2 protein-coding genes are annotated in these 7,130 nt (G+C 44.5%); both read right to left on the reverse strand.

Features of this window, described 5'->3' with window-relative positions; genetic code table 11:
• Positions 1 to 3,833, reverse strand: a 3,833-nt coding sequence (locus ACVBJC_RS20115; protein WP_447170516.1) for a retention module-containing protein, incomplete at its 3' end; no start/stop codon positions are given.
• 245 nt (positions 3,834 to 4,078) lie between these two features.
• Positions 4,079 to 7,130: VCBS domain-containing protein (locus ACVBJC_RS20120; RefSeq protein WP_447162687.1), on the reverse strand; the 3,052-nt coding region annotated here is incomplete at its 5' end.

The raw sequence follows: 7,130 nt of genomic DNA on the forward strand, positions 1-7,130 counted from the left end.
GCCAAGTTGACCGGCGCAGTCGTATCGACGTCATAATCTTCGGTATCGGTCGCGGTGGCGCTGTTGCCTGCTAAGTCGGTGCTGGTGACGCTGGCATTGATAGTTTGATCAGCGTCAGCGGCTAAGTCGCTGCCTTCAACCAAGATACTGAATTGACCTTGTGCATTCACAGTGCCTTGATATTCAACAGTGTTGATCGTCAGGGTCACGGTGTCGCCATCATTAAATTCACCGGTCACCACACCGGCAACGGCGATTTGCTCACCTGATTCTTGTGCGTTGATGATGTCATCTGCGGTGATGTTCTCATCAAGGGCAATGGCCAAGTTGACCGGCGCAGTCGTATCGACGTCATAATCCTCGGTATCGGTCGCGGTGGCGCTGTTGCCTGCTAAGTCGGTGCTGGTGACGCTGGCAGTAACAGTTGTTGTTTCACCATCTACTAGAATGCCTGCATCGACAGTGGTGCTAAATCCAAGAACACTATCATTTAACTCAATGACAGTCGTGGTAATGATAGTATTGCCATCTAAGGTGAGGGTAATAGTATCACCAACTTGTGCAATACCACCTACAGTTCCGCTGAGGGTAACTGTACCAATGGCTTCATCACCATTTATGACGTTATCTGTGCCTATCACTATCTGGTTAAGGTCTATGCTCGTTTCTGCAAGAGTGTCAATAACTGCTGAATCGGAACCTGGTGCAGAGGTATTACCAGCTTGATCTGTAACTGTCGCTGTAACGATTATTTCATTACCTTCCCCAGGGGAAGGTAAAGTCAGGTCTACCGAATTTTCATCAATTTGAGCTTGAGTAAGAATGATATCGACATCATTAACAGTGAGTGTGTCTCCGGCAATCGCACCCGTGCTGGTTAAGTCGATAGTGATATCTATAGTTGATGCTTCAGCAAGTTCATCAAAGTTGATAAATGCATCATTATTTGCATCTGTAGCTATGGTTACTTGCGGTGCTCCATCAATGACTGGCGTCACTTCAAGTGTCAGTATTGCGCTCTCACCCGTATTTGTTGTGTAGGTGATGACTGGTACGCTGCCGTTCCAGTTGTCATTAGGCGTGAAGGTGTAAGAGCCATCTTCATTGATGACGAGTTCGCCACCTTCAACTTCAGCCTTGCTTCCTGCTGTGTATTCTTGATCTTCGACCTCAAAAGAGGCGACTGTTAGGTCATCATCTAGGTCTGAGTCGTTATCGAGTACGTTACCCGTAGCTACACTGTCTTCATCAATAACTTGAACATCATCTTGGACGATACTCATTAAATCGTAATCTTCAGTCGTCGATGCTTGGCCACGTTCGCCATTATGGCCAAAGCCATGCACAACAGCATCAACGACGGTGTCAGCATCTAGTAATAGTTCTGAGCCTTCTACTGTTATTGAGAAGCTACCATCTTCGTTCATTAAGGTTTGGTAATTGGTACCATTTATCGTAATGACGATGATGCCTATGGTGATTGCAGCATCTGCGTTGACTGTACCGGTAATGGTAATGCTTTGTTGCCCTTCGTCATTGGTGACTAGATTATCGCCAGTGATCGGGTCAAGGTCGATGCTGACATCCGCATTTATCGGGCTATCGTTATCGAAAATACGTAATGTACCTTGTGAGTCGGCTAGTTGAGCATTGGTAGGATCGAACAAATTGATAAGCGCAAACTCAGGGTTTGGATTTTCTACAATGAGATCATCGACAATTGGCACAGTAATAAATGCCGTTGTTTGTCCAGGTAGGAAGGTAACAGTGCCTGAGACTGCGATAAAGTCTTCACCAAAGAGTGCCGATAGCTCTTCACTAGAATAACTTACGGTAATAGTTTCGTCGCTTGGCTCACTTAAGGTTAGCGTAAATACCGCATTTTCCATGCCTTCAACTGCGATTGCGTAGTCTATGTTAATCAGAGGCAAATCGCTGCCAGCGGCATCGTTATCAAAAATCGCGAAGTCTAATAGCTCGTCATATACATTCTCACCTGTGACGGTCGCTCTGAAGTACTCGGTAGGTTCAATTTTAGCGTCATCGAAAATTGGTACACGGATCATTACGCTGCTATTGCCTGCAGATAACTCAAAACCAAAAATAGGGCGGGGGATACTGCCACTATAATCGATAGAGGTGACCATCATCGTCTGCCAAGTCAATCCGCCATCATTTGAGTATTCGATCGGAACCGTATAATCATCGGCATACTCGGCAATTGGAATACCTAATTGCTCGCTAAGAAGTTCACTGGTAAAGGTGATTTCTAAGAGGGAGTCCTCTTCAAATACGAGCTCACTGTTGAGTGTAAACTCATTGTATCCGTCACCTTCAGAAACATCTGGAATGTCAGCCGATAAGTGTGACTTGAATTGATCTTGAGTTGAAGAGGTGACTTCTCTAAAGGCTGTCCAATCCTCAACACGATAGTCGAGTGTTAACCCTTCCAGATCATATTGATCTACGCCTTCGTTTAGGATGATGGCGTAGTTCCCATCACCTAAATCAACCAGGGTACCAATATCTTCAAAGTCAGCACTTAAGCGCACATTTTTAACGACTAGGTTATCGCTAATAACTTGATGTGCTGTGGCGCCTTTAAGTAAATCTTCTGCCGAAAATGTAATTTGTCCATCTAGCTCGTTATAGTTATATGTAACTAGACCGCCAGGCACTTCAAGTACGTCAACGGTTCTTTCATCTGCAGCATCCGGGGCGCGGTCCCCTGCTAAGTCTTCAATGGTGTCGGCAACGTGACCCATGGCTAAGCTTTCGAAAACGTTTTGCTCGTCAGGAGAGCGTTCTGAATCGCGAGTAAACTCAATCCCAAGCAGTGCAAGGACTTGCGACAGCATCTCTTTACCTGCTGTGGCAATATTTAATGGTTCGCCAGTTGTCGGATCAATATAACTGCTTAATAGTTCGTGTATTGCAGTCGAGATATTGATATTTGAATCATAGCTAGCATCTAGGTTGAGTAAGCTATTCGTTTGTAGGATGCCGTCATCAGTTCCATCACTAAGATCGTTATCCAAAGCTTGTAGAAAAATAGCCATATTTTCTACATAGTTGAGATTACTATCAGCAAGTGAAGTGCCTGCGATATCTTGCAGGAATAAGATTGTGCCTTGAATCGCATCAGCGCCAAAAGCTGCGATGGTGACATTACCTATGGTGAAAGTAATGGTATCGCCTTCACGATAAGTAAATGAGCCATCAGAACCTGCATCACCAGTAAAACCGCTAAGACCCGATGATGTCGTATAGGCTACGCCATTGACAAAGTTATCAGTGAATTGGGCAATTTGAATTGTGTTATCTATTCCAGAGTCGGCGTTAGCATCATCATTGGTATTATTTAAAGATAGGCTTGCAACAAAAGGGAAGTCTTGTTGTCCTGCTGTATCATGGCCTGCATTCGCAATCGTTTCTGATCCGCCGCGAGCAATAGATACATGACTAGAGCCACCCTCGTTACCAGCTTGGTTACCTGCGGCAGTGTCTGGGCCGTCTGTAGGATCTTCTCCTGAAGCGATAAGCGCTTGGATTGCTTCGATTTCACTTAGGGCTTCGTCTTCAGCTGAGGGGGAACTATTCGAAGGCGTTGAAGGAGTGTTTAGTAATTCGCTATTTTCTTCTGATGAGGATGAAAGTGAGCTGCCATCATCTAATAGTATGTCGACAAAACCATCTTCAGCAATCGATATATTAGTTCCAGCAGGAACTAATTCACCTTCACTAAGTTGCTGAACACTACCATTAATAGTAGCGGTAACAATGCCATTGATGTTTTGGATGTGTCCAGCTTGTGTTGTGATTATCGATTTCATTGCCCTGCTCCCTGCAAAAACAAGTTTGTTGTAACTGAGTACTTAAAAGTAACCTCTAATCGTGTGATGTTATATAAATGATTGCTTAAGGTCAATTTCTTGGCGCTTTATGGTTGTTGTTTTTGGAGGGAATGTTGGACTGCAAAAATGGAATTAGAACTAAATATTAAAAAGGCCACTAGATATAGTGGCCTTTTTTCATTCATCGGTAATCGAATCGATGGATTGCTACTTTTGACTGATAATTACGGCAGATTTAATCCGTCATCGACTTGATCATAAGGTGGAATAAATGGTGTCGTATTAGGATCGATTAATAAAGCACTATCGTTGAGTAAGCCTGCAATTACATCCGTATCGCTATTACTGCCATAAATAGCTTCTAATTCTACTCCGTTTAAAATAATGCTGACCCCGTCACTACCAGGTGCAGAACCATTGGCATCGACGATGATTGTAGTGTTTGGTCCTGTAAAATCAAAAGACAAATAGTCTTCTAAATTACCGTAATTCTCACCGATGAGTATGTCTGATAGAACTAATACGTCAAATTGTGTGTTGAAGCCATACACATTATCAATGGTGTTATTTGCATCGGCAGAATCTGCATTCCATACAAAGTAGTCACTCTCGCCATCATCAGGCGTTGCCATAGAACCACCGTAAAGATCATCGCTACCCTCGCCACCAGAAAGCAAGTCTCGTCCAGTTCCACCAACTAAGGTGTCATCGCCATTACCGCCAAGAAGTATGTCATTCCCAGCCCCTCCGCGAAGGGTATCAGTGCCACCCTGTCCAAAAATAATATCATCACCACCCTGACCGTTTAGAATGTCTCCCAGATCATCAGCTCTTGAGACATCAAATTCGTCATAATTTTCCCTGATATAAATATGTGCGTCGTTAACTGATACGTCGGCTAATAATTCACCCGTTTGATCTGCAACATACTGAGTGATTGCATCGGCGGCTTGTAAACCTGGTAATGAGTCAAATTCAACTAGGTCGCCGAATAATATGTCATTGCCTCCGCTACCATTAACAGTATCACTGCCTGGTAATAGATCCGTTGATAAAATTGCGTCTGCTAAATCATCAACATCCACGTTATTGAGTGGCGCTCCTAAGCTATCAAAGTCATCAAGAATGTCGGTGTCAATATTTGCACCTAAGCCAATCGCTTGAACAAAAGATAATCCGTTTAACTCGTTGAAGGCTGTCACAGCCACGCTATAAGCGTTAGCTTCGTTACCCGGTCTTGTTGGTCGACCATCGGTAATGAAGTAGGTAATATTTGAACCTGCGTTGGCAACAACCGGAGCGCTCTCGAACCAATCACTAGTAGCGTTGAATGCCGATTGATAGTTTGTCCAACCGCCATTGCTTAAAGCATCAAGTGCATCTTGAAGAGTATCAATGGCTCCTGGATCTGCAAGATTAACTGAGATGCTCTGCTGTAAACCTGTATCAAACTCAATGAGTAATACATTTACAGTACCAGGATCTGTGTTGTCTGGATCATTGAGGCTATCCAATAGTAGATTAAAAACAATTTCAAGCTGGTCGGCGGCTGTACTTACTGCTGGTTCTCCCATACTTCCTGAAGTATCGATAATAAAAGCAAGGTTATAGTTCTCACCTGGTTGCACAGCGGTTGTATCACTAATGACAATTTGGTGTTGGTTATCGCCATCAATAGCATCATCACCTGGGCCGCCTACTATAAATTCATAATCTCTGAGATCAATTAAAGCGGTATCTGTACTTTCTGCTGATTCATTCCCTGCAAAATCAGTTTGGGTTGCAGTTACAGTAATGCTATCGCCAGTGGAGTCTGGTGCACTTTCAGTCCAAGTGACTACTCCGGTATTAGCATCGTAAGCAAAACCTGATTGGGTGTTTTGTGTTCCAGATATATCAAGAGAGTCAGTGTTACTGTTCCAGGTCAGTGTTAGGGTTGACTCAACACCATCGTTGGTGATGGTTAATGTGACAAAACCTCCATCGATGAGCTCATCATGATCGATGCTTGTTGAAAGCTGTACATCATCATTTCCAATCTCTTGTAATGATAATATACCTTCGTCGGGATTATTATCATCGACGATTGTGACTATAGGGGCATCAGGAGTTTTTGCACCATTAATGGTAATAGTGAGGATCGCCATGGCTTGCTGGTTATCGGCGTCCTCAATCCAGTAGCTAAAGCTGTCAGTTTCTGTTTCACCGTCATCTAATTCATTAATCACAGGATTACTGTCATCGAGCTGATAGCTATAGCTACCATCGGAGGAAATAGTCAGGGTACCAAACTCCCCGACCAGAACGATATTGTTACCGATAGCGGTATCGCCGTTACCGATAACATCACCGTCGAAGTTCTCGACTTTTACCACATTAAGCACTTGGTTCTCGGGATCGCTGTCGGCTACATCGGCAAAGCCGCCGCCGTGGTCCATACCAGCAATTACTTCACCTACAATAGCCGCTGTTATTCCATCATTAATAGCTTCATTGACCACATGGGTATCGGTATTAGCCGTTGGGCCGTCGTTACTACCGTTAATGGTAATGGTCACTGTTTCAGTATCAAAGGCACCGTTACTGTCAGTTACAGTGACATCAAAACTTAGGGTGATCACATCGCCTTCGGCTAAGAAATTAAGCAGGTCGTTATCGATATCGTAGGTCCAGCCCATATCATCGTTATCCAGGCTAAAGCTGGCGATAATATCGCTGATTTGTTGGGCTGATAGCGTTGCATTGGCGCCATTTTGCCAATTGATATCGTCGTTATAACTGCTGTCGAGGCTGAGTACGTCATTGTTATCGACATCGGTTGCAGTCAGGATGCCGGTGGCCACCAATCTATCGGGGGCGACATCAATCATATCCTCAGTCACAGTGCCAGATTGGGTTGCACTGAGCTCAGGAATATCGTTGGTACCAGTAATGGTGATGGTGACTTGCTGGGTGTCTGTAAGACCATTGGTATCAGTCACAACAACAGTGTAGATCTCGGTTCTGCTTTCGCCATAGGCTAACTGGTTAACCAGGCTGTCATCGGCGTCGCTCTCATTGAGCAGATACTGCCAAGTACCGGTGTCGGGATCGATACTGAATGTACCGTAGTCACTCGGTTGAGGTGTAAATGACCAGGTGAGATTGTCAGTATCTCCGGTATCGGGATCGATGGCATCTAAATCCCCGGCAACCATGACAATCCCATTTTCCGTGGTATTACCGCCAGGCTGTACGCCGGCCTCAATGACTTCACCGGCCTGGTTTTCAGGATCT

The organism is Shewanella sp. 0m-6 (genome assembly GCF_052977325.1).